Annotated in this window: 17 protein-coding genes; 2 read left to right on the top strand and 15 right to left on the bottom strand. The window is 73.1% G+C overall.

Annotated elements, in window-relative coordinates; genetic code table 11:
- Positions 1–126: 126 nt before the first annotated feature.
- The 10 genes from ACFO9I_RS04150 to ACFO9I_RS04195 all read right to left on the bottom strand — a co-directional run bounded on the left by ACFO9I_RS04150 (position 127) and on the right by ACFO9I_RS04195 (position 9,921).
- On the bottom strand, positions 127–774 hold the full coding sequence (locus tag ACFO9I_RS04150; RefSeq protein WP_379178096.1) for an MOSC domain-containing protein: 648 nt from the start codon (positions 772–774) through the stop codon (positions 127–129).
- A 68-nt stretch (positions 775–842) separates the two neighbouring features.
- Complete coding sequence (locus ACFO9I_RS04155; RefSeq protein ID WP_379178098.1) at positions 843–2,021, bottom strand: hypothetical protein; 1,179 nt, start codon at positions 2,019–2,021, stop codon at positions 843–845.
- A 663-nt stretch (positions 2,022–2,684) separates the two neighbouring features.
- A complete protein-coding gene (locus ACFO9I_RS04160) occupies positions 2,685–3,605 on the bottom strand; it encodes an aminoglycoside phosphotransferase family protein (protein ID WP_379178100.1) in 921 nt (306 codons plus the stop codon).
- A gap of 22 nt (positions 3,606–3,627) precedes the next feature.
- Positions 3,628–3,939: a hypothetical protein gene (locus ACFO9I_RS04165; RefSeq protein ID WP_379178102.1), complete on the bottom strand. Its 312-nt coding sequence runs from the start codon at positions 3,937–3,939 to the stop codon at positions 3,628–3,630.
- On the bottom strand, positions 3,936–4,358 hold the full coding sequence (locus ACFO9I_RS04170) for a hypothetical protein (RefSeq protein WP_379178104.1): 423 nt from the start codon (positions 4,356–4,358) through the stop codon (positions 3,936–3,938). The genes ACFO9I_RS04165 and ACFO9I_RS04170 overlap by 4 nt, the downstream gene beginning before the upstream one ends.
- 1 nt (position 4,359) lies before the next feature.
- On the bottom strand, positions 4,360–5,091 hold the full coding sequence (locus ACFO9I_RS04175; RefSeq protein WP_379178106.1) for a WXG100 family type VII secretion target: 732 nt from the start codon (positions 5,089–5,091) through the stop codon (positions 4,360–4,362).
- A complete protein-coding gene (locus ACFO9I_RS04180) occupies positions 5,088–5,681 on the bottom strand; it encodes a hypothetical protein (RefSeq protein WP_379178108.1) in 594 nt (197 codons plus the stop codon). Before ACFO9I_RS04180 ends, ACFO9I_RS04175 begins: the two co-directional genes overlap by 4 nt.
- Before the next feature lie 92 nt (positions 5,682–5,773).
- Positions 5,774–6,268: a GNAT family N-acetyltransferase gene (locus ACFO9I_RS04185; RefSeq protein ID WP_379178110.1), complete on the bottom strand. Its 495-nt coding sequence runs from the start codon at positions 6,266–6,268 to the stop codon at positions 5,774–5,776.
- 4 nt (positions 6,269–6,272) lie between these two features.
- Positions 6,273–8,150 (bottom strand): translation elongation factor 4, encoded by a 1,878-nt coding sequence (gene lepA / locus ACFO9I_RS04190; RefSeq protein WP_379178112.1) that lies wholly within the window; start codon positions 8,148–8,150, stop codon positions 6,273–6,275.
- A gap of 46 nt (positions 8,151–8,196) precedes the next feature.
- On the bottom strand, positions 8,197–9,921 hold the full coding sequence (locus ACFO9I_RS04195) for a thiamine pyrophosphate-dependent enzyme (protein ID WP_379178114.1): 1,725 nt from the start codon (positions 9,919–9,921) through the stop codon (positions 8,197–8,199).
- A gap of 184 nt (positions 9,922–10,105) precedes the next feature.
- Here ACFO9I_RS04195 and ACFO9I_RS04200 point away from each other — a divergent pair, with 184 nt between their 5' ends.
- Both ACFO9I_RS04200 and rpsT read left to right on the top strand, forming a co-directional pair.
- A complete protein-coding gene (locus ACFO9I_RS04200; RefSeq protein WP_379178116.1) occupies positions 10,106–11,047 on the top strand; it encodes a phosphotransferase in 942 nt (313 codons plus the stop codon).
- 142 nt (positions 11,048–11,189) lie between these two features.
- Complete coding sequence (gene rpsT, locus ACFO9I_RS04205) at positions 11,190–11,450, top strand: 30S ribosomal protein S20 (protein WP_379178118.1); 261 nt, start codon at positions 11,190–11,192, stop codon at positions 11,448–11,450.
- A 117-nt stretch (positions 11,451–11,567) separates the two neighbouring features.
- Here the strand turns inward: rpsT and holA are convergent, their stop codons facing one another.
- The 5 genes from holA to ACFO9I_RS04230 all read right to left on the bottom strand — a co-directional run bounded on the left by holA (position 11,568) and on the right by ACFO9I_RS04230 (position 18,461).
- Complete coding sequence (holA, locus tag ACFO9I_RS04210; protein WP_379178120.1) at positions 11,568–12,560, bottom strand: DNA polymerase III subunit delta; 993 nt, start codon at positions 12,558–12,560, stop codon at positions 11,568–11,570.
- Between the two features lie 46 nt (positions 12,561–12,606).
- Positions 12,607–14,922, bottom strand: coding sequence for a ComEC/Rec2 family competence protein (locus ACFO9I_RS04215; protein WP_379178122.1), 2,316 nt, complete (start codon positions 14,920–14,922; stop codon positions 12,607–12,609).
- Between the two features lies 1 nt (position 14,923).
- Positions 14,924–15,877: a helix-hairpin-helix domain-containing protein gene (locus tag ACFO9I_RS04220; RefSeq protein ID WP_379178124.1), complete on the bottom strand. Its 954-nt coding sequence runs from the start codon at positions 15,875–15,877 to the stop codon at positions 14,924–14,926.
- Between the two features lie 125 nt (positions 15,878–16,002).
- A complete protein-coding gene (locus tag ACFO9I_RS04225) occupies positions 16,003–16,857 on the bottom strand; it encodes a DegV family protein (protein WP_379178126.1) in 855 nt (284 codons plus the stop codon).
- Between the two features lie 59 nt (positions 16,858–16,916).
- Positions 16,917–18,461: an alkaline phosphatase D family protein gene (locus ACFO9I_RS04230; protein ID WP_379178128.1), complete on the bottom strand. Its 1,545-nt coding sequence runs from the start codon at positions 18,459–18,461 to the stop codon at positions 16,917–16,919.
- Positions 18,462–18,473: the final 12 nt, after the last annotated feature.

The following is an 18,473-nucleotide window of genomic DNA, read 5'->3' on the forward strand; positions in this document are numbered from 1 at the left end:
CCTGCGTGGCGGCGGTCGGGGCGGGGAAGACGTCGAGCCGACTTCCTGGCCAGTAACCTAGATCACCTGGTTACGCTCCGGTAGCCAATCCCACGTGAGGATCGACATTCACGTCGCGAACCGGCCTCATCCCAGGGAAGCGACGTACCTCTCCGCCTTGTCGCGGGCCTCGGCCACCAGGCCGTCGACCTTGAGCAGCTCCGGCAGCAGCGCGTGCTCGCTCATCAGGGCGCGGAACATCGTGCTGACCGTGACCCCGTGACCCGGCTCGTGGATCACCTCGATCTCGTCCCCCGGCGTGATCGTGCCCTCGCCGAGGACCCGCAGGTAGGGACCGGGGCGGCCCTGCTCGGCGAACCGACGCACCCACGCCCTGTTCTCGTAGCCGCAGAGCCCCATCCAGGCTTTGAAGTCGTTGCAGGGGATCCGCACCGACGCGACCTCCAGCACGACCTCGCCGATCCGCCACCTCTCCCCCACCTCGGCCTCGTTGACGTCGATGCCCGACGTGGTGAGGTTCTCGCCGAACTGGCCGTCCTGGATGTCGTGGCCGAGCTCGGCCGCCCAGAAGTCGAGGTCCTCGCGGGCGAAGGCGTAGACCGCCTGGTCGACCCCGCCGTGGTGCTTGGTGTCGGAGACCTGGTCGCCCTCCACGCCGAGCCGGCCGACGTGCACGGGTCCCCGCACCGGCCGCTTGTCGATCGACGTGCGCCCGATGCCGGCCCACTCGGCTTCGCGGGGCAGGCCGACGTTGACGGAGACGAGGGTGGGCACGGGGTGATTCTCCCGGCCCCGGGCACCCGCGCCAAGTCGTTTGCCGGCGCTCGGCGCGGCGGCTCGGACTACCTTCGATCTTCTCCGGATGGGCCAGGAAGCGTCCACAGGCAGGGACGGATGTCGGTGCCTTCTGGGACCATGGACGCATGTTCGAAACAGGCGCCAACTGGGACCCGGTCGAGGTCGACGACCTCGACGCGGACGGCGTGCTCGAGCTCCTCGAGATCCGCCGGCAGGGCGCCCGTGCCGAGGAGCGGGGCAAGCTCCGGCTGGCCCTGCAGTGGGCGGTGTTGCACCCCGCCATCGTCGACACCGGGGTGGCGACCTGGGGCGGACCCAGCGTGCTGCTGACCGATGAGTCCCTGGGCGGGGAGGGGACCCCGGCGGTGGCGGCGTTCGCGCCGGAGCCGGTCGCCGCGACGCTGGGGATCTCCACGGCCGCGGGGATGGCGCTGATCGCGGACGCGCTGGACCTGCAGTTCCGGCTGCCCCGGATCTGGCGGCTCGTGCAGCAGTTGGCGGTGGAGCCGTACCGGGCCCGGCAGGTCGCCCAGGCCACCCACCGGCTCTCCCGGGCCGCGGCCGCGTACGTGGACGAGCAGCTCGCCCCCCGGCTCGCGTCGTGCGGGTGGAAGGCGGTCGAGACCACCGTGGCGCACGCGATCGCGACGTTCGACCCCGACCTGATCGCCCAGAAGGAGAAGAAGGGCAGGGCTGGCTGGCACGTCACCCTGCGGCACGACCACCCCGGCCGGTTCGACGGCACCTCCTACCTCGATGTCGCCGGCGACACCCTCGACCTGACCGCCTTCCACGACCTCGTCTGCGACCAGGCCGCCCAGTTGAAGGCCCTCGGGGATGAGGACGAGCTCGAGGTCCGCAAGGCCAAAGCCCTCGGGGTGATCGCCGCCCAGCAGGCCACCCTCGACCTCCTCTCCGTCACCGGCCACGACACCGGGCAGGACACCGACCAGCCCGCGGCCGCGCCCGTGGATGCAGCCGCTGTCACACGCGTGAAGCCACGGCCGCCCAGGACCCGGCTCTACCTCCACCTCCACCTGGCCGACCTCGCCTCCAGCTGCCCCACCACCGAGCCCGGCGCCGCCACGAGCGGGACGGTGACCGGCACCGTCGAGCGGCTCGGCCCCGCCACCATCGACCTGATCAAGGACTGGGTCGGCCGCTCCCGCGTCACCGTCCAGCCGGTCATCGACCTCACCTCGACGGTGGCGGTCGACCAGCACGACCCACCACCCTGGATGGCCGAGCTGGTCATCCTCCGCGACGGGCACTGCGTCTTCCCCTGGTGCCAGATCGACGCAAGACGATCCGACCTCGACCACATCGCCCCTATATCCCGATGGACGAGGGCGGACCACCGGGGCAGACCGCACCCGACCGACTCGCCCCCTTGTGCCGGCGACATCACCGCTGCAAGACCTCCGGCCGCTGGCGGTACCGACGCAGACGCGACGGCACGTATGAGTGGCACGGCCCCCACGGCCGCAGCTACCTCGTCACCCCGCACGGCACCATCCGCCTCGACACCAACTAGCCATACGAGCAGCACCGCAGGCCCGACCACCCGGCACCCACCGGGCGATCGGGCCTGCCGTGCTGCCCGGCGCAGGTCCCGCACCTCGGGCACCTCGGCGAAGCCCGCCGGCCACCCCGACACCCGGCGCGCTGCTACGGATGCCCGAGGTGCGCCCCGAGCCATCGCTCGATGTCGTGCAGCGCGACCCGCGCCATCGGACTCGCGCAGGGACGTGGAACCGCAACGGAACGCTGCGACCTGCAACAGTGACGCGCTCCTCGACGGCCGGAGGCCGGCCCGGGCAGCAGCGGGCGGGGCGACACCGTCCCGGACGGCACGGAGCACCTCCCATCTGCTCGAGTCCGCGCGGTCAGTCCTGCACGGCCTTGGCGATCGCGATGCACATGGTCAGGAAGTCGTCGTCCGACATCTGGCGCTCCGCCCCGGGAGGGTCGGCCAGCCGCCACGAGGCGTTGTGCAGCATGCGGACGACCACCCAGGCCCGCGCCCGGTCCTCGTCGAGCATGGCGCCGTCGACGAGCGCGTGGAACCGGGACCGCACGGCGGCACGGACGCTCGGGGCAGCAGTCACCTCGTCCCAGCGGTTCCAGAGCATCGGAGCCGGTTCGTAGTGCGGGTCGCCGCTCACCGGCTTCGGGTCGATCGCCAGCCAGCCGTCGCGGTCCGAGGCGAGCACGTTCGCGTAGTGCAGGTCGGCGTGGATCATCGTGCCCGTGCTGGCGGGGTCCGCGACGAGGTCGCGTCCGAGGGCGAGCGCCTGCTCGACCAGTCGGCGCGGCACGGGCGCGTTGCGCGGCAGCTCCGCGAGCCCGGCGTTCCACCGCTCGACGTACGACGTGAGGGCGCGCAGCTGCGGCGGTGCGGGGACGTGCAGCCGGCTGTAGAGCCCGGCCACGACCTCGCAGGCGTCGAGGTCCCAGGCGTCCGCGAGGTCCGCGGTGTCCAGACGCTCGAGGAGCAGCGCGCGCCGCCGGGGGTCCGCCCGGAGCAGACGGACGGCGCCGTTCCCGCCCCAGCGCTGCAGAGCGAGGTGCTCGTGCTCGGACTCGTCGTCAGGGAAGCCGATCTTGAGCACCGCCGGCTCACCGGCGGCCAGGACCGGCAGCACGAGGGCGCAGAACCCGTGCGTCGGGGCGCCGTCCGGCACGAGCTCCCACTCGCCGAGGATTTCCCGGACCAGCCCGGGGAGACGGTCCACGAACCCGGCCCAGTCGGGTCCGCGCTCGGCGAAGGCGAGCACCCCCGGCGGCAGCTGCGGGTGAGGGCTCACTCCGCCATCACATCAGGTGCCGTCACATCAGGTAGAAGGGCACCATCGCCCCGAGCACGAACAGCAGCAGCCCGAGGACGCGCCACGAGACTCGGCCGTAGACCCATCCTGCGAGGATGAAGTAGGCGGCGGCAGGCAGGGCGGGCACTGCGATCAGCGACCAGGTGTTGTCCGCGACGACGAACATGGCGACGTGCACGCCCAGCATGACGAGGGCACCGAACGCGTAACCGGCGTACCGGACGGTGCCGGTGGACGACGAGCGCCACGCCCTGTGGAGCGCAGCCTTGAACGGGATGTGCTGCTCGGTCCCGACCGCCTGGTCCTGGGTCATCTCCGACTCTCTCCGTCCGTGCCTGCCTGCTCGAGCGCGGTGTCGTGCGCCCGCCTGAACTCCGGGTCGTGCTCGCGCAGCTCCGCGACGATGGCGCGGGTCCGCTCGCCGACCGACTCGCGGAACTGCGACGACGAGCGCTCGTCGTCCTGACCGCTCAGCACCGCGCGCCAGCTGGTCTCGCCCCGCTCCAACCGCTCGGCGACCTGCCGGCTCCCCGGGTCGAGGCGGCCGGCGCGCAGGTCGTCGCGCAGCGCCCGCTCGCTGTCGTCCCGTTGCTGCCTCAGCCGGTCGCGCTCGGCCTGGAGGGCGGCGCGGGCGCGCTGTGCCGTGAGCGTCACCTGCATGGCCTGCTCGCGTGCGCGCAGGACGACGGTGCGCAGCTCGGCCAGCTCGGCCTCGGGCCCGTGCGCGGCCATCTCAGAACCCCGCCTGCGCGATGTCGTCGACCTTGCTGCCGCTGTTGGCGTTGGCCGAGACGTTGCCGATCAGGAACACGGTGTCCAGCGCCTTCATCATCGCCGACATCAGCGCGCATGCCTGGAGCAGCGGCGGGACGACGTCCTTCAGCGTCCGCACGGCATCGATCGCACGGTTCACCAGGCTGACGATCTTGCGGATCGTCTCGCCGCCGGTGGCGATCTCCTTCGCCGCCCGCAGCCAGCTGCTGACCAGCCAGACCACCAGGTCGTCGACCATCGAGAGCGTGTCGGCGATCAGCTCGACCACGGCCTTGGTGGCGACGAGCATGTCCTGCATCGCGGTCGAGACGAGGCGAGCTCCCTCGGCCTGGGTGGCGAAGCCTCCGGCGAAGTCACCCAGCTTCCCGGTCGCGGCGCTGGCGGCCTGGCCCGTCCAGACCTGGGACACGGCGTCGGTCAGCGCGGTGTAGTTGTCACCGATCTGCCCGAGCCCGGCACCCAGCACGCCCCAGTTGGCCGCCATCGCGTCCACCGCGTCGTAGTCACCGGCGATGGGGTCGAAGATCGCGGCGATCAGGTCGATACCGACCTGGCGCAGGACCCAGTCGATGCCCTGGATCACGAAGCCGCAGTTGTCGCGCAGCTCATCGATCAGGGGCCCCTCCCCGCCTGCCGAGCTGGGCGTGAAGGTCGTCGTCGGGTCGACGAGGTGCACGGTGAGCGCGGTCATCGGCGGCCTCCGTGCTGGTGGACGTACTCGTCGGCGTCGTCGGCGTGGTCGAGGCCGTCACCCATCCCGTTGGCGTCGTCCATCAGGCTCAGCGTGTTGTCGACGAGGTCCAGGGGGGCGGCCGGCGTCGAGGCGGCGTGCTGGTGCACGAAGTCGGGGACGGGCGGGCCGCTCATGGGGGTGTCGACGTCCAGCTGGTTGTTGAGGCTGACCAGGTTGTCGGGGAGCTGCGGGACGTCGCCTCCGCCGTCCCCCGGGGAGTACCCCTGGCACTCGACCTGGGTCTCGAGCCGAGCGTGCAGGACCTCCACGCCGTGGTCGGTGTGCCGCAGGTCGTCACGGACGTCGCCGATACGGTCCGACAGCGCCTTGGCCGCCGTCATGGCGTCGTCGAGGCTGGCCGTGACCGCGTCGAGCGCGTCCTGGTAGCTCCCCCTGAAGAGGCTCAGGAAGCCACTGAACGCACCTGTGTTCGCCAGCTGCCCCGAGCACGTGAACCCCGATGCCTCCGACAGGTTGAGGTACTGCTCGTTGGTCAGCGAGACCAGCTGCTCCATGCCCTGCCAGGACACCTTCACCTCGTCAGCCATCACATCCCCCGTTTCCCGGTCATCACTGGTTCGGACCGGCGTCCATGGGCTACCCCGACCACCTGCGGCCGAAACCTCGTGGCCGTCCGGGCTCACCCGCCCGAGGTGGTCCCCGAGATCCAGTGGTCCGGCGGCACCTCGGGCTTGCCGGGGACCGGCCGGGCCTCCTCGGTCCATCCGTCGAACACCTCGTCGGCGATCGCCCGCCAGAATCGGCCGGCGCCGACGTTCTCGTCCTGGAAGGCGATCTCCCACGGGCCAGGGTGGCGGCCGATCACGTCCAGCGCGAGCCTCCGACCGAGACCCGAGCGACGTACGACGGGAGCGACCCAGAAGGCACCGATGCCGCGTGGACCTTCGCGCAGCCGGTTCACGACGGCGAACGCCACCGGCGCCTCACCCTCGTGGGCGAGGTAGCCGGCCGCATCCTCGGAGACCGCCCAGTCGTCGAGCCAGGCGTGGTTGTAGCGACCGTCGCTGCGCGGGAACGCACCCACGATCGGCGCCAGGTCCTGCCGGTAGGCCTGCCAGAGCCAGGCGATGACGGTCCAGTCCTGGCCCCCCGTGGCCCGTCGGATCTCCGCCAACGGGCTACTTCTTGCCGGGCTTCTCGGCGGTGGGAGCGTTGGAGAGCGCGGCGATGAAGGCCTCCTGGGGCACCTCGACCCGGCCGACCATCTTCATCCGCTTCTTGCCCTCCTTCTGCTTCTCCAGCAGCTTGCGCTTGCGGGTGATGTCACCGCCGTAGCACTTGGCGAGCACGTCCTTGCGGATCGCCCGGATGTTCTCGCGGGCGATCACCCGGGCGCCGATCGCAGCCTGGATCGGCACCTCGAACTGCTGGCGCGGGATCAGGTCCTTGAGCTTGCCGGCCAGCATCACGCCGTAGGAGTACGCCGCGTCGCGGTGGACGATCGCGGAGAACGCGTCGACCGGCTCGCCCTGGAGCAGGATGTCGACCTTGACCAGGTCGGCCGCCTGCTCGCCGGAGCGCTCGTAGTCGAGCGAGGCGTAGCCCTTGGTGCGCGACTTCAGCTGGTCGAAGAAGTCGAAGACGATCTCGCCCATCGGCAGCGTGTAGCGCATCTCCACGCGGTCCTCGGACAGGTAGTCCATGCCCTGCAGGTTGCCGCGCTTGGTCTGGCACAGCTCCATGATCGTGCCGATGTAGTCGGCCGGGCTGAGGATGGTGGCGCGCACGACGGGCTCGCGGACCTCGGCGATCTTGCCCTCGGGGTACTCGCTGGGGTTGGTCACGGTGTGGACCGTGCCGTCCTCCATCGTGACCTCGTAGACCACGTTGGGGGCGGTCGAGATCAGGTCGAGGTTGAACTCCCGCTCCAGCCGGTCGCGGGTGATCTCCATGTGCAGCAGGCCCAGGAAGCCGCAGCGGAAGCCGAAGCCCAGCGCGCCGGAGGTCTCCGGCTCGAAGGTCAGGGCCGCGTCGTTGAGCTGGAGCCGCTCCAGTGCGTCGCGCAGCGTCGGGTAGTCGTCGCCGTCGATCGGGTAGAGGCCCGAGTAGACCATCGGGTTGGGGTGCTTGTAGCCGCCCAACGGCTCGGTCGCGCCGCCGTGCTGGGCGGTCACCGTGTCACCCACGCGGGACTGGCGGACGTCCTTCACGCCGGTGATGAGGTAGCCGACCTCACCCACGCCGATCTCGCCGGCCTTGACCGGCTCGGGGCTGATCACGCCGACCTCGAGCATCTCGTGCACCGCGCCGGTCGACATCATCTTGATCCGGTCGCGGTGGGTGAGCTTGCCGTCGACGACCCGGACGTAGGTGACCACGCCACGGTAGGTGTCGTAGACGGAGTCGAAGATCAGCGCCCGGGCCGGGGCGTCGGCGTCGCCGACCGGCGGCGGGGTCTGCTTGACGATCTCGTTGAGCAGCGCCTCCACCCCCAGGCCGGTCTTGGCACTCGTCTGCAGCACCTCGGAGGGGTCGCAGCCGATCAGGCCGGCCAGCTCCGCGGCGTACTTCTCGGGGTTGGCGCTGGGCAGGTCGATCTTGTTGAGCACCGGGATGATGTGCAGGTCGGCGTTCATCGCCAGGTAGAGGTTGGCCAGCGTCTGGGCCTCGATGCCCTGGGCGGCGTCGACGAGCAGGATCGCGGCCTCGCAGGCCTCGAGCGAGCGGGAGACCTCGTAGGTGAAGTCGACGTGGCCGGGCGTGTCGATCATGTTGAGGACGTAGGTGCCCGGCTCGGCGCCCTGCTCGTTGTCCGCGGGCACGGTCCAGGGCATCCGCACGGCCTGGCTCTTGATCGTGATGCCGCGCTCGCGCTCGATGTCCATGCGGTCGAGGTACTGCGCGCGGGCAGCCCGCTCGTCGACGACTCCGGTCAGCTGCAGCATCCGGTCGGCGAGCGTGGACTTGCCGTGGTCGATGTGCGCGATGATGCAGAAGTTGCGGATGATCGCGGGATCGGTGTGGCCCGGTCGGGGCGCGGTCGCTGAGGTGGCCACGAACTGCTCTCGTCGAGGAAGGGATGGACGGGGTCCATTCTTCCATTCACTCGGGCGAGTCCACGAACTCCCGGGTCTTGGCGATGGCGAAGCCCCAGCCCTGCTGCAGCGTCGGCTTGGGTGGCACGGCGATCTCGTCGGGGTTGGTGAGCACGTCCAGCAGGACCGGTCCGTCGTGCGCGAAGGCCTCCCGGACGGCCGCCTCGACGTCGTGCGGGTCCTCCACCCGGATCCCCCGCAGCCCCACCGCCTCGGCGACCCGCGCGAAGTCGGGGTTGTGCAGGACCGTCCCGAACTCCGGCAGCCCCACCTGCTCCATCTCGAGCTTGACCATCCCCAGCCGGCCGTTGTCGAACACGACCAGCTTGACCGGCAGGTCGTGGGACACCGCGGTGATCAGGTCACCCATCAGCATCGACAGGCCGCCGTCACCGCAGAAGGCCACCGCCTGCCGTGACCGGTCCAGGCCCGCCGCGCCGAGGGCCATCGGCATCGCGTTGGCCATCGAGCCGAGGTTGTAGGACCCGACGAGCCGGCGGGTCCCGGTCATCCGGACGTACCTCGCCAGCCAGGTCGTCGCCATCCCGGTGTCGGAGGTGAACACCGCGTCGTCGGCGGCGTACCGGTTCACCATCTCGGCCAGCAGCTCCGGGCGGATCCGGGACTCGGGGTTGTCGACCTTGCGCCGCAGCAGCCCCTTGGGCTTGCGGTCGTAGTCGGGGTCGACGAAGTGCTGCTGCCGCTCGCGCCAGGAGTCGTACGACGACCGCGCCTTGTCGAGGTGGCCGCGGTCTTCCTTGGGCTCCAGCATCGGGATCAGCGCCTGCAGCCCGAGGCGGGCGTCGCCGACGACCGCGTGCTCGACCGGCGTGCGCCGCCCGATGTGGGAGCCGTCGACGTCGAGCTGGACGACGACCTTGCCCTGCGGGAAGAAGTCCTTGTAGGGGAAGTCGGTGCCGACCATGACCAGCACGTCGCAGCCCTCGAAGGCGACCGCGCTGGCGTGATTGCCCAGCAGGCCGGACTGGCCGACCTCGTAGGGGTTGTCCGCCTCGAGCCCCTCCTTGCCCTTGAGCGTCAGCACCATCGGCGCCGACAGCCGCTCGGCCAGCTCGAGGACCTCGGCCCGCGCGTGGCGGGCCCCCTGGCCCACCAGCAGGGTGACCGAGTCCGCGGCGTTGACGGCGGCCGCAGCCGCGGCGAGGGAGTCCCGGCTGGGCGGCACCGCCGGCAGGTCGGTGACGAACCGCGGGAGCGTCGTCCCCTTGGGCAGGTCGAGCCCGCCGACGTCGCCCGGCAGCGTGAGCACGGCGACACCACGCTGCTGCAGCGCGGCGTTGCCGGCCTGCTCGATCAGCAGCGGCAGCTGGTCGACGCTCGTGACGGTGCGGTTGAAGACGGAGACGTCGGCGAACAGGACGTCGTTGTCGACCTCCTGGAAGAAGTCGCTGCCCATCTCCTCGCGCGGCACCTGGCCGCAGATCGCGAGCACCGGCGCGTGTGACTTCTTGGCGTCGTACAGGCCGTTGAGCAGGTGGATGGCGCCCGGCCCGACGGTGCCCATGCAGACCGCGAGCCGGTCGGTCAGCTGCGCCTGGGCGCTCGCGGCGAACGCGCCGGCCTCCTCGTGCCGCACCCCGACCCACTCGATGCGGTCCTCGCGGCGGATCGCGTCGGTGACGGGGTTGAGGGCGTCCCCGACCACGCCCCAGACCTGCGTCACCCCGTGCTCGGCGAGTGCCTCGATCAGCAGTTCGGCAACGGTGGTCATGGTGCTCCTGTCAGGACGGAGGTCGATCAACGCGGGAAGCGGTCCGGGTCGGCTCGTACCCAGTCCCGGTCCCACGATGCCGGCGAGTCGCGCAGCGGCTGCCCCGGAGAGAGCTGCTCGGACATCTCCGCGTGGCGGGGCGACCGGTTGGCTCGCAGTCGCGCCCCTGGGAAAGGATGGACCGGTGATCCCGACGACGATCCCCCACGGCCGGACCGCCCGCCGGCTGGAGTGGGCGCACCTGCCGCCGCACGTCCGCGCCCTCATCGAGCGCCGGACCGGGTCGCCGGTGGTCTCGGCCGACTCGCAGACCGCGGGCTTCACGCCGGGGTTCGCCTCCGTCCTGACCTGCGCCGACGGTGGCCGGCACTTCGTCAAGGCGGCCTCGCTCAAGGCGCAGCGCCCCTTCGCGGAGTCCTACCGCGAGGAGGCCCGCAAGCTCCGCGCCCTGCCCGGAGCGGCACCGGCGCCGAGGCTGCTGTGGACCCACGACGGTGACGACTGGGTGGTGCTCGGGACGGAGTACGTCGACGCCCGGCGCCCGCGTCGCCCGTGGCGCGAGCGCGACCTCGAGGCCGCACTCACGATGCTGGGGGACGTCGCCTCCTCGCTGACGCCGGCCCCGGTGCAGCTGGGCCTCGACGACTTCGCGACCGAGTTCGCCGACTGGCCGGCGTACTGGGACGTGCTGCGCACGCGACGTCCGGACCTGTCGCACCTCGACGAGGCCGCGGCGCTGGCGACCCGGTTCGCCGAGGTGACCGCGGGGACGACCGTCGTGCACACCGACGTCCGCGACGACAACATCCTGCTGGCCGCGGACGGCCGGGTGCTGATGTGCGACTGGAACTGGCCGGTGGTGGGCGCCGCCTGGCTGGACACCCTGCTGCTCCTGATCGGCCCGCGCGGCGACGGCCTCGACGTGGAGGCCGTGCTCGCCACGAACCCGCTCACCCGCGAGGTCCCCGCGGAGCACGTCGACATCGTGCTCGCGCTGGTGACGGGCTACTTCCTCAAGTCCGCCGGCGACCCGGTGCCGCCCACCTCGCCGTACGTCCGAGACGTGCAGCGCTGGCAGGGCGAGGTCGTCTGGGAGTGGCTGTGCGAGCGGCGTGGTTGGGCGTGAGCGTCGCCGACCACACGATTTGGGCGGCCGAGCGCGCCGCTGCTAGTCTTTCTCGTCGCGTGTCTGGCGCCAGCACCCTGGCTGGAGCGCCGACAGCACCAAGAGCTCAGCAACATCCCACACCTACGACGAAGGCGCAGTAGTGGCGAACATCAAGTCCCAGATCAAGCGGAACAAGCAGAACGAGAAGCGTCACGAGCGCAACAAGGCCGTGAAGACCGGTCTGAAGTCCGCCGTGCGCAAGTTCCGCGAGGCCGCCGAGGCCGGTGACAAGGAGGTCGCGATCGTGGCCGGCCGCGACGCCGCCCGCAAGCTCGACAAGGCCGTCTCCAAGGGCGTCATCCACAAGAACCAGGCCGCCAACCGCAAGTCGGCGATCGCCAAGAAGGCCGCCTCTCTCTGAGGCCCCTCGCACTCAGGCGTCGTCCCCCCGGGGACGGCGCCTTTCTGCGTTTCCCGACGGATAGTCCGGCACGTTTCCGTTCCAGCACGGCTGAGAACGTGCCGGACTATCCGTTGGTCAGCGGTGGTCGCGCAGGCCGGTGATCGTGAGCACCAGCCGCTCGAGGGTGTACGACGCGTCGCTGGCCGCGCCCTTGATGTCGGCGTCGGCGCGGGCGACCGCCCGGATGGCGTGGGCGATCCCGCCGTCGGACCAGCCGCGGGCCTGGTCACGGATGGTGCGCAGCTTCCACGGCGGCACCCCGACCTCGCGGGCCAGGTCGGCGTCGCGCATGCCGCGCGGCGCGGACTTGTAGCGGGCGACCCCGCGGGCCCCGCCCGCGAACGCCGAGGTCACCAGCACCGGGGCGGTCCCGGCGTCCAGGGCCCAGCGCAGCTCCTCGAGGGCAGCCTCCCGGCGCCCCCAGAACGCGGAGTCCGCGACCGCGAACGACTTCGCCTCCGCCCGGCCGCCGAAGTACTGCTTGACCCGGTCGATGCTCAGCGGCTGACCCGGGAAGTCGTTGGTCAGCTGGTGCGCCGCGGCCGCCAGCGAGCGCAGGTCCTGGCCCACCGCCTGGATCAGGAACGCCGCCGCCTCGTTGTCGATCCGCGACCCGTGGCCGCGGACCTCGGCGGCCACGAAGGAGGGGTACTCAGACGCCCGCAGGTCGCCCGACTTCGACTCGGTCACCGGCCCCAGCTTGCGGAGCTTGGTGAGCACGCCGCTGCCCTTCGGGCCGCCGCCGTGCACCAGCACCAGGGCCACGTCCTCGGCGGGCGCGGCGGCGTAGGCCAGCAGCCCTTCGACCGACTCGTCGGGGAGGTTCTCCAGGCCGCGCACCACGATGCAGCGGACGCTGGAGAACAGCGACGGCGCGGCCAGCTCCCCCAGCGTCGCCAGGGTCAGGTCGGCGGCGCCCGTCTCCGAGAGCTCCGCATCCGGGTCGTGCTCGCGCACCGCCCGGCGGACCGCGGCGACGGTGCGCTCGTTGAGGAACTCCTCCTTGCCGGTCACGAGGGTGACCCGGGCGAGGACGTCTGCTGCGCGCATCTGAGAGGGGCCGGCCATGGTGCGGACAGCCTCCCACAGGCCGCCGACGCACCGATCGGGGTGCTCAGCCGCCGGTGACCGAGAGGAGGCGTCCGTCGCGCTCGACGACCGCCAGGTCGCCGTCGAGGTCGGTGCGCAGCACCCGCGCGCCCGACGCGGAGAGCGGCGCCAGCGTCGTGGTGGCGGGGTGCCCGTAGTCGTTGTCGGCGCCCACCGAGACGAGAGCCAGCCGCGCCCCCAAGGAGAGCAGGAAGTCCAGGTCCTGATAACGGCTGCCGTGGTGGGGCACCTTCAGCACGTCGACGTGCAGGCCCGGCAGCAGCGCTGCCAGCCGGGCCTGGCCCTCGGGCTCGACGTCACCGGCGAGCAGCAGCCGGACGCCGCGCACCTCGGCCAGCAGCACCACGCTCGCCTCGTTGGCGGTGCTGCCGTCGCCGGGCCCGGTCGTTGGCGAGTCGGCCGGCGGCCACAGCACCTGCAGGGTCACGGCGCCGACGGTCCGGGTGGCGGCGAACGGCGCAGGCGCCGCCACGAGCCCCAGCTCACCCGCGGCCCGGTCCACCCGGCGTACGCCGCCCGGCGGGTCGAGCAGGCGCGTGGTCTCGACGGCGCCGACGCGTCGGCCGTCCAGCACTCCCTCCACACCGTCGACGTGATCGGCGTGGAAGTGGGTCAGCACCAGCAGCGGCACGCTCCTCACCTCCAGCCGGCGCAGGCACGCGTCCACCGCACCCGGGTCCGGGCCGGCGTCGACCACCACGGCGGCGTGCGGGCCGGCGTTGAGGACCAGCGCGTCGCCCTGGCCGACGTCGCAGGCGACCATCACCCAGCCGTCCGGTGGCCAGCCCGGGGTGGGCGGCGGGACGACCACCCCCACCACCAGCACGGCGCAGCAGCCCAGCCCGGTGCTGCGGCGCCCCAGGAGGTGCGGGGCCACCAGGGCCAGGCACACCGTGAGCGCGGTCAGCAGCACCAGCGGGAGCACACCGGCGCCCCAGTCGAGCGCCGCGCCGGGCAGCGCCGCGCCGTGCCGGGCGACCAGCACCACCCAGCCCACGCACCACGCGGCCGGGGTGCCCGCCAGTCTCCCCAGCGGCGCCCAGACGAGCCCGAGCAGCCCGCCGGCCAGCCCGAGCACGGTGGCGGGTCCCACCGCCGGCGCCACGACCAGGTTGGCCGCCACCGCGACCAGGCTCACCTGGCCCGAGATCGCCGCCACCAGGGGCGTGCAGGCCAGCTGGGCGGCCGCCGGGACGGCGACGGCCTCCGCGAGCCACCGCGGCATCCAGCGGGACAGGGCGTCCCGCCACCCGGGCGCGAGCAGCAGGATGCCGCCCGTCGCCAGCACCGACAGCGCGAAGCCGACGGAGGTCGCCAGCCCGGGGTCGGCGAGCAGCAGCACCACGAGCGCGACCCCCAGGGCGCGGGTCCCGCGCTCACGACCGTTGGACGCCATCGCCAGCAGTCCCACGCTGCCCATCGCCGCGGCCCGGACGACGCTGGGCTCGGTCCGCGCCAGCAGCACGAAACCGGCGATCCCGAGCGCGCCCACGACGTGGAGCCAGCGCCCACGCACCCCCGCCCACCGAGACAGCACCAGCAGGAACCCGACGACCAGCGTCAGGTTCGTCCCGGACACGGCCAGCAGGTGCGTGAGCCCGGTGGTCCGGAAGTCGTCGGCGAGCGCGTCGTCGACGCCGCCGTCGTCCCCGTCGACCAGGGCCGGGACCAGGGCCCGCTGCTCCGGCGGCCGTTCGGCCACCGAGGCGCGCAGCGAGGCCCGCACCGCTCCGGACGCGCGCCACCACACGTCCGGCCGGACCAGGGTCTCCGGCGGCCCCCTGGCCAGCAGCACCCCCGCCAGGTCGGGTCCGCTCGACGCGGACAGCCGCCCGGACGCCCGGACCGTGGCACCGAGCGGCACTTGCTGCCAGGCCTCGTCCGCGATCACCAGCACCGGGGCGGCGAGGTCGTACGTCGCACCCCGGCCGGTGACCCGGCGCACCTCGAGGCGCACCAGCACCTGGGGGCCGAACCGCCCGGACGTCACCCGCGGGTCGGCGGTGACCGTGCCCTCGACCGTCGAGACGGCGCCCTCCCGGGCCAGCGCGGCGACGGGGCTGCGGGCGACCTGCTCGTGGCGCACCGACCCGACCCACGCCACAGCCACCAGGACCAGCACGATGCCGGCCGCGGTCGACCTGTGCTGCGGCAGGACCCGACGGCGGAGCGCTGCGAGGCAGGCCAGCAGCGCCGTGCCGACCGCCACCACGCCCAGACCGGGGACCCACTGCGCCAGCAGGGCTCCCACCCACGCGGCGGCGCCGAGCGCCGGCATCCGCAGGTCGGGCACCGGTCGGGTCGCCGGCTCCCCGGCCACGTCAGACGGTGACGTACGGCGCGAGCTGGCTCAGGGTCGCGTCACCGATGCCGTCGACCTCGAGCAGCTCGTCCACCGCGGTGAAGCCCCCGTGCTCGTCGCGCCACGCGACGATCGCCTGGGCGGTCACCGGGCCGACCTCGGGCAGGGCCTCCAGCTCGCTCTGGGTGGCGGTGTTGAGGTCGACCAACGCGCCCGTCGGGGACCCCGGGACCGTCGGGGACGGCCCCGAGGTGCCGACGGCCACCGAGGGCACTGCGACCCCCACCACGATCTGCTCGCCGTCGACGAGCAGCCGGGCCAGGTTGAGCTCCGTGAGGTCGACCCCCGGTCGCGCTCCCCCGGCCGCCTCCAGCGCGTCGACGACGCGGGCTCCCGCGTCGAGGACCGCGATGCCCGGCCGGCGCACCTTGCCGGCCACGTCCACGGTCACCGAGCCCGCCGTGCCGGCGTCGCCCGTCGAGGTGGAGGCGGTGCCCGAGGCGACGCCCGGAACCGCTGTCGACGCGTCCGGGGAGACGGACACCAGCCCGGCTGCCGGGCTGGGCAGGCTCGGCGCGACGACCTCGTCGGCCCGACCGCGGACCAGCCACCAGCAGGTGACGGCCAGCCCGAGCGCGACCAGGACCGCCAGCACCGTGACCTGCGAGGGGCCGAGCACCACCCGGCCACGGAGGGTCTCCGGCACCACGACCGGGACCAGCCGCCGGGACCGGCGGGACGCATGCCGACCGGGGGCCGGGACGAGCGGGGCCGGGTCGTCCTCGACGGTGCCGGGACCAGCTCCGACGGGTGCCGCCCGAGCCGTCGGCAGCCGGGTGTGGGGCGCCATCCAGTCGTCGGGCTGCTGCGGGTCCTCGACGCCCTGGGGGCGGACCGAGGCGAGCTCGGCGCCCAGCAGGGCCAGCCGCCGGGTGACGGCTTCCTGGTGCTCGGACGTGGGGCGGGTACGCATGGCAGCGACGCTAGGCAGCGGGCCCGACGCCCGTGCCGGGCCGGGCCGCGGGCTGTGGACAGCCGGCACCGACGCGCCGTCTGTGGATCCCCTCCGGCCCTCGCGCCGCCTCCGGGCTCGACCGCTCAGCCGCGCGGCGCCACGCACACGGCGAGCATGCCCGGGCCCACGTGCGCCCCGAGGACGGCGCCGAGCTCACCGCACCAGACCTCGCGGCCCTCGAGGTTCGTGGCCAGCCGCGCCGACAGGTGCTCGGTCAGCTGGGCGGCCCGGTCGGGGCTGGCGAGGTGGGCGACGCAGACGTCGACCGGACTGTCACCGGCGGCCTGGGCCGCGAGCTCCTCCAGCCGGCCCAGCGCCCGGGCGGCGGTGCGCACCTTCTCCAGCGTGGCGACGACGCCGTCCTGGATCTGCAGCAGGGGCTTGACCGAGAGCGCGCCCCCGAACAGCGCGGCGGCGGCACCGATCCGTCCGCCCCGGCGCAGGTACTCCAGCGTGTCGACGTAGAACAGGGACGACGACGCCTCGGCCCGGGCCCGGGCGGCCTCGACCGCCTCGTCGGCGCTGCCGCCGGCGTCGAGCACGTCGGCGGCGGCGAGCACGGCGTACCCGGTGGCCACGCCGACCTGCCGGCTGTCGAGGGGAAGCACGCGCACCGAGGCCTCGCGGGCGGCGAGCTGCGCCGACTCGAACGTGCCGCTCATCTCCCCCGACAGGTGGATCGACAGCACCTCGGTGGCGCCGGCACGCGCGGCCGCCTCGTAGGCCTCGAGCAGGACCGCCGGTGACGGCCGCGACGTGCTGACCGGCTTGAAGGCGCGCAGCGCCTCGGCCACCACCTGCGGGGTCGCGCCGTCGGCGCCCTCGTCCAGCACCCGGGCGCCGATGACCACCTGGAGCGGCACCACGGTGATGCCGCGCTCCGCCGCGAGCCCGGCAGGCAGCATCGCGGTCGAGTCGGTGACGATCGCGGCCGGCATGGCGCGAAGGGTACCCGCCGGGGACCGGGCCCGACGGGTCTCCCCGCGCCGCCGAGACGTCAGCCTCCGGTCTCCTCCCGGATGGTGTCCGCGATGACCTGCTGGTCGCTCGGCAGCCCCCGCACCGCCGAGGAGCGGAGAGGCATCGGGTTGTCCGCGGTCTGCTGGAGGCCGCGCACCCGGTCCTCGACCACGAACGAGGCCCGGGTGAACACGGGCGCGTCGGGCGTGGTCACCGCGGGGACGCACCGGAAGTCCGCCGCCAGCGCCTCCGGCGTGACGGTCGTGCTCACGTAGCCCCGCAGGTTGGTCCAGAACCTCAGGTTGGGGTTCCACGCCGCCCATGGGTGCTGCCCGGTCGGGGTGTCGTAACCGTCGCCGCCGGAGGTGATCGAGCTGCAGACCAGCTCCGACCCGAGGACCTCGGACGCGGGGTCCTGCCAGTCGGCGAGCACGTCGGAGGCCCAGTGCGCGTGCACGTCCCCGGTGAGCACGACCGGGTTGCGCACGCCTGCGTCGACCCAGCCCTGCACGACCCGGTCGCGCGAGGCCGGGTAGCCGTCCCACGCGTCCATCGACACGACGCCCGGCTCGCCGGCGTCGCTGTCCCTCCGCCCGAAGAAAACCTGCTGCCCGAGCAGGTCCCAGCGCGCCGTGGACCGGCGGAAGCCGTCCACCAGCCACGCCTCCTGCTCCGCGCCCGGCAGCGAGCGGGCCGGGTCGGCCGCGTCCGGACAGTCGTCGTACCCGTCCCCGCAGGCCTGGTCGGAGCGGTACTGCCGGGTGTCGAGCATGTGGAAGGTCGCCAGGCTGCCCCACGCGACCCGGCGGAACAGCTGCAGGTCGGGACCGCTCGGCACCGAGGTCCGGCGCAGCGGCATGTTCTCGTAGTAGGCGAGGTACGCCGCGGCACGGCGCTCGCGGAAACCCGCGGCGTCGGCGGGCTTCTCCGGGACCTCGTCGGCGTAGTTGTTCTCGACCTCGTGGTCGTCCCACACCGCGAGCCACGGGGCCGCGGCGTGCGCGAGCTGCAGGTCGGGGTCGGTCTTGTAGAGCGCCTGGCGCTGCCGGTAGTTGGCCAGCGTCCGGGTCTCGGGACCGACGTGCGGACGGCCCAGGGCGTTGGCGGCCGCCCCTCCCTCGTACTGGTAGTCGCCGAGGTGCAGGACCAGGTCCGGCCGCTCGTCGGCGAGGTGCCGATAGGCGGTGAAGAAGCCCGCCGGGTAGTTGGAGCACGACACGAACGCCATCGACAGCGATGCCACCAGCGCGCCCGGGGCCGGGGCCGTCAGGGCACGGCCGGCCCCCGAGACCCAGCTCCCGGTGCGGAACCGGTACCAGTACTCGCGGCCCGGCTCGAGCCCCGCGACCTCGACGTGCACGGAGTGGGCGCTCTCCGGGCCGGCGCTCACCGACCCGGCGCGCACCACGTCCGCGAAACGGTCGTCGGTGGCCACCTGCCAGCCGACCTGGAAGCGGCTGCCCGGCATCCCGCCCAGGCCGTCGTCCTCGAGCGGCGACGGCGCGAGCCGGGTCCAGATGACGAAACCGTCGGGCCACGGGTCGCCGGACGCGACGCCCAGCGTGAACGGGTCGGCTCCCAACCGCGGAGAGGC

The sequence above is a fragment of the Nocardioides sp. GCM10023255 genome, from assembly GCF_042653125.1.
Taxonomy (GTDB): domain Bacteria; phylum Actinomycetota; class Actinomycetes; order Propionibacteriales; family Nocardioidaceae; genus Nocardioides.

Bases quoted from the DNA above. Each gene is read 5' to 3' on its own strand.
- ACFO9I_RS04180 (WP_379178108.1), bottom strand. From the start codon at position 5,681: ATGGCTGACGAGGTGAAGGTGTCCTGGCAGGGCATGGAGCAGCTGGTC.
- ACFO9I_RS04170 (WP_379178104.1), bottom strand. From the start codon at position 4,358: ATGGCCGCGCACGGGCCCGAGGCCGAGCTGGCCGAGCTGCGCACCGTC.
- ACFO9I_RS04175 (WP_379178106.1), bottom strand. From the start codon at position 5,091: ATGACCGCGCTCACCGTGCACCTCGTCGACCCGACGACGACCTTCACG.
- ACFO9I_RS04165 (WP_379178102.1), bottom strand. From the start codon at position 3,939: ATGACCCAGGACCAGGCGGTCGGGACCGAGCAGCACATCCCGTTCAAG.
- ACFO9I_RS04195 (WP_379178114.1), bottom strand. From the start codon at position 9,921: ATGACCACCGTTGCCGAACTGCTGATCGAGGCACTCGCCGAGCACGGG.
- holA (WP_379178120.1), bottom strand. From the start codon at position 12,560: ATGGCCGGCCCCTCTCAGATGCGCGCAGCAGACGTCCTCGCCCGGGTC.
- ACFO9I_RS04220 (WP_379178124.1), bottom strand. From the start codon at position 15,877: ATGCGTACCCGCCCCACGTCCGAGCACCAGGAAGCCGTCACCCGGCGG.
- ACFO9I_RS04225 (WP_379178126.1), bottom strand. From the start codon at position 16,857: ATGCCGGCCGCGATCGTCACCGACTCGACCGCGATGCTGCCTGCCGGG.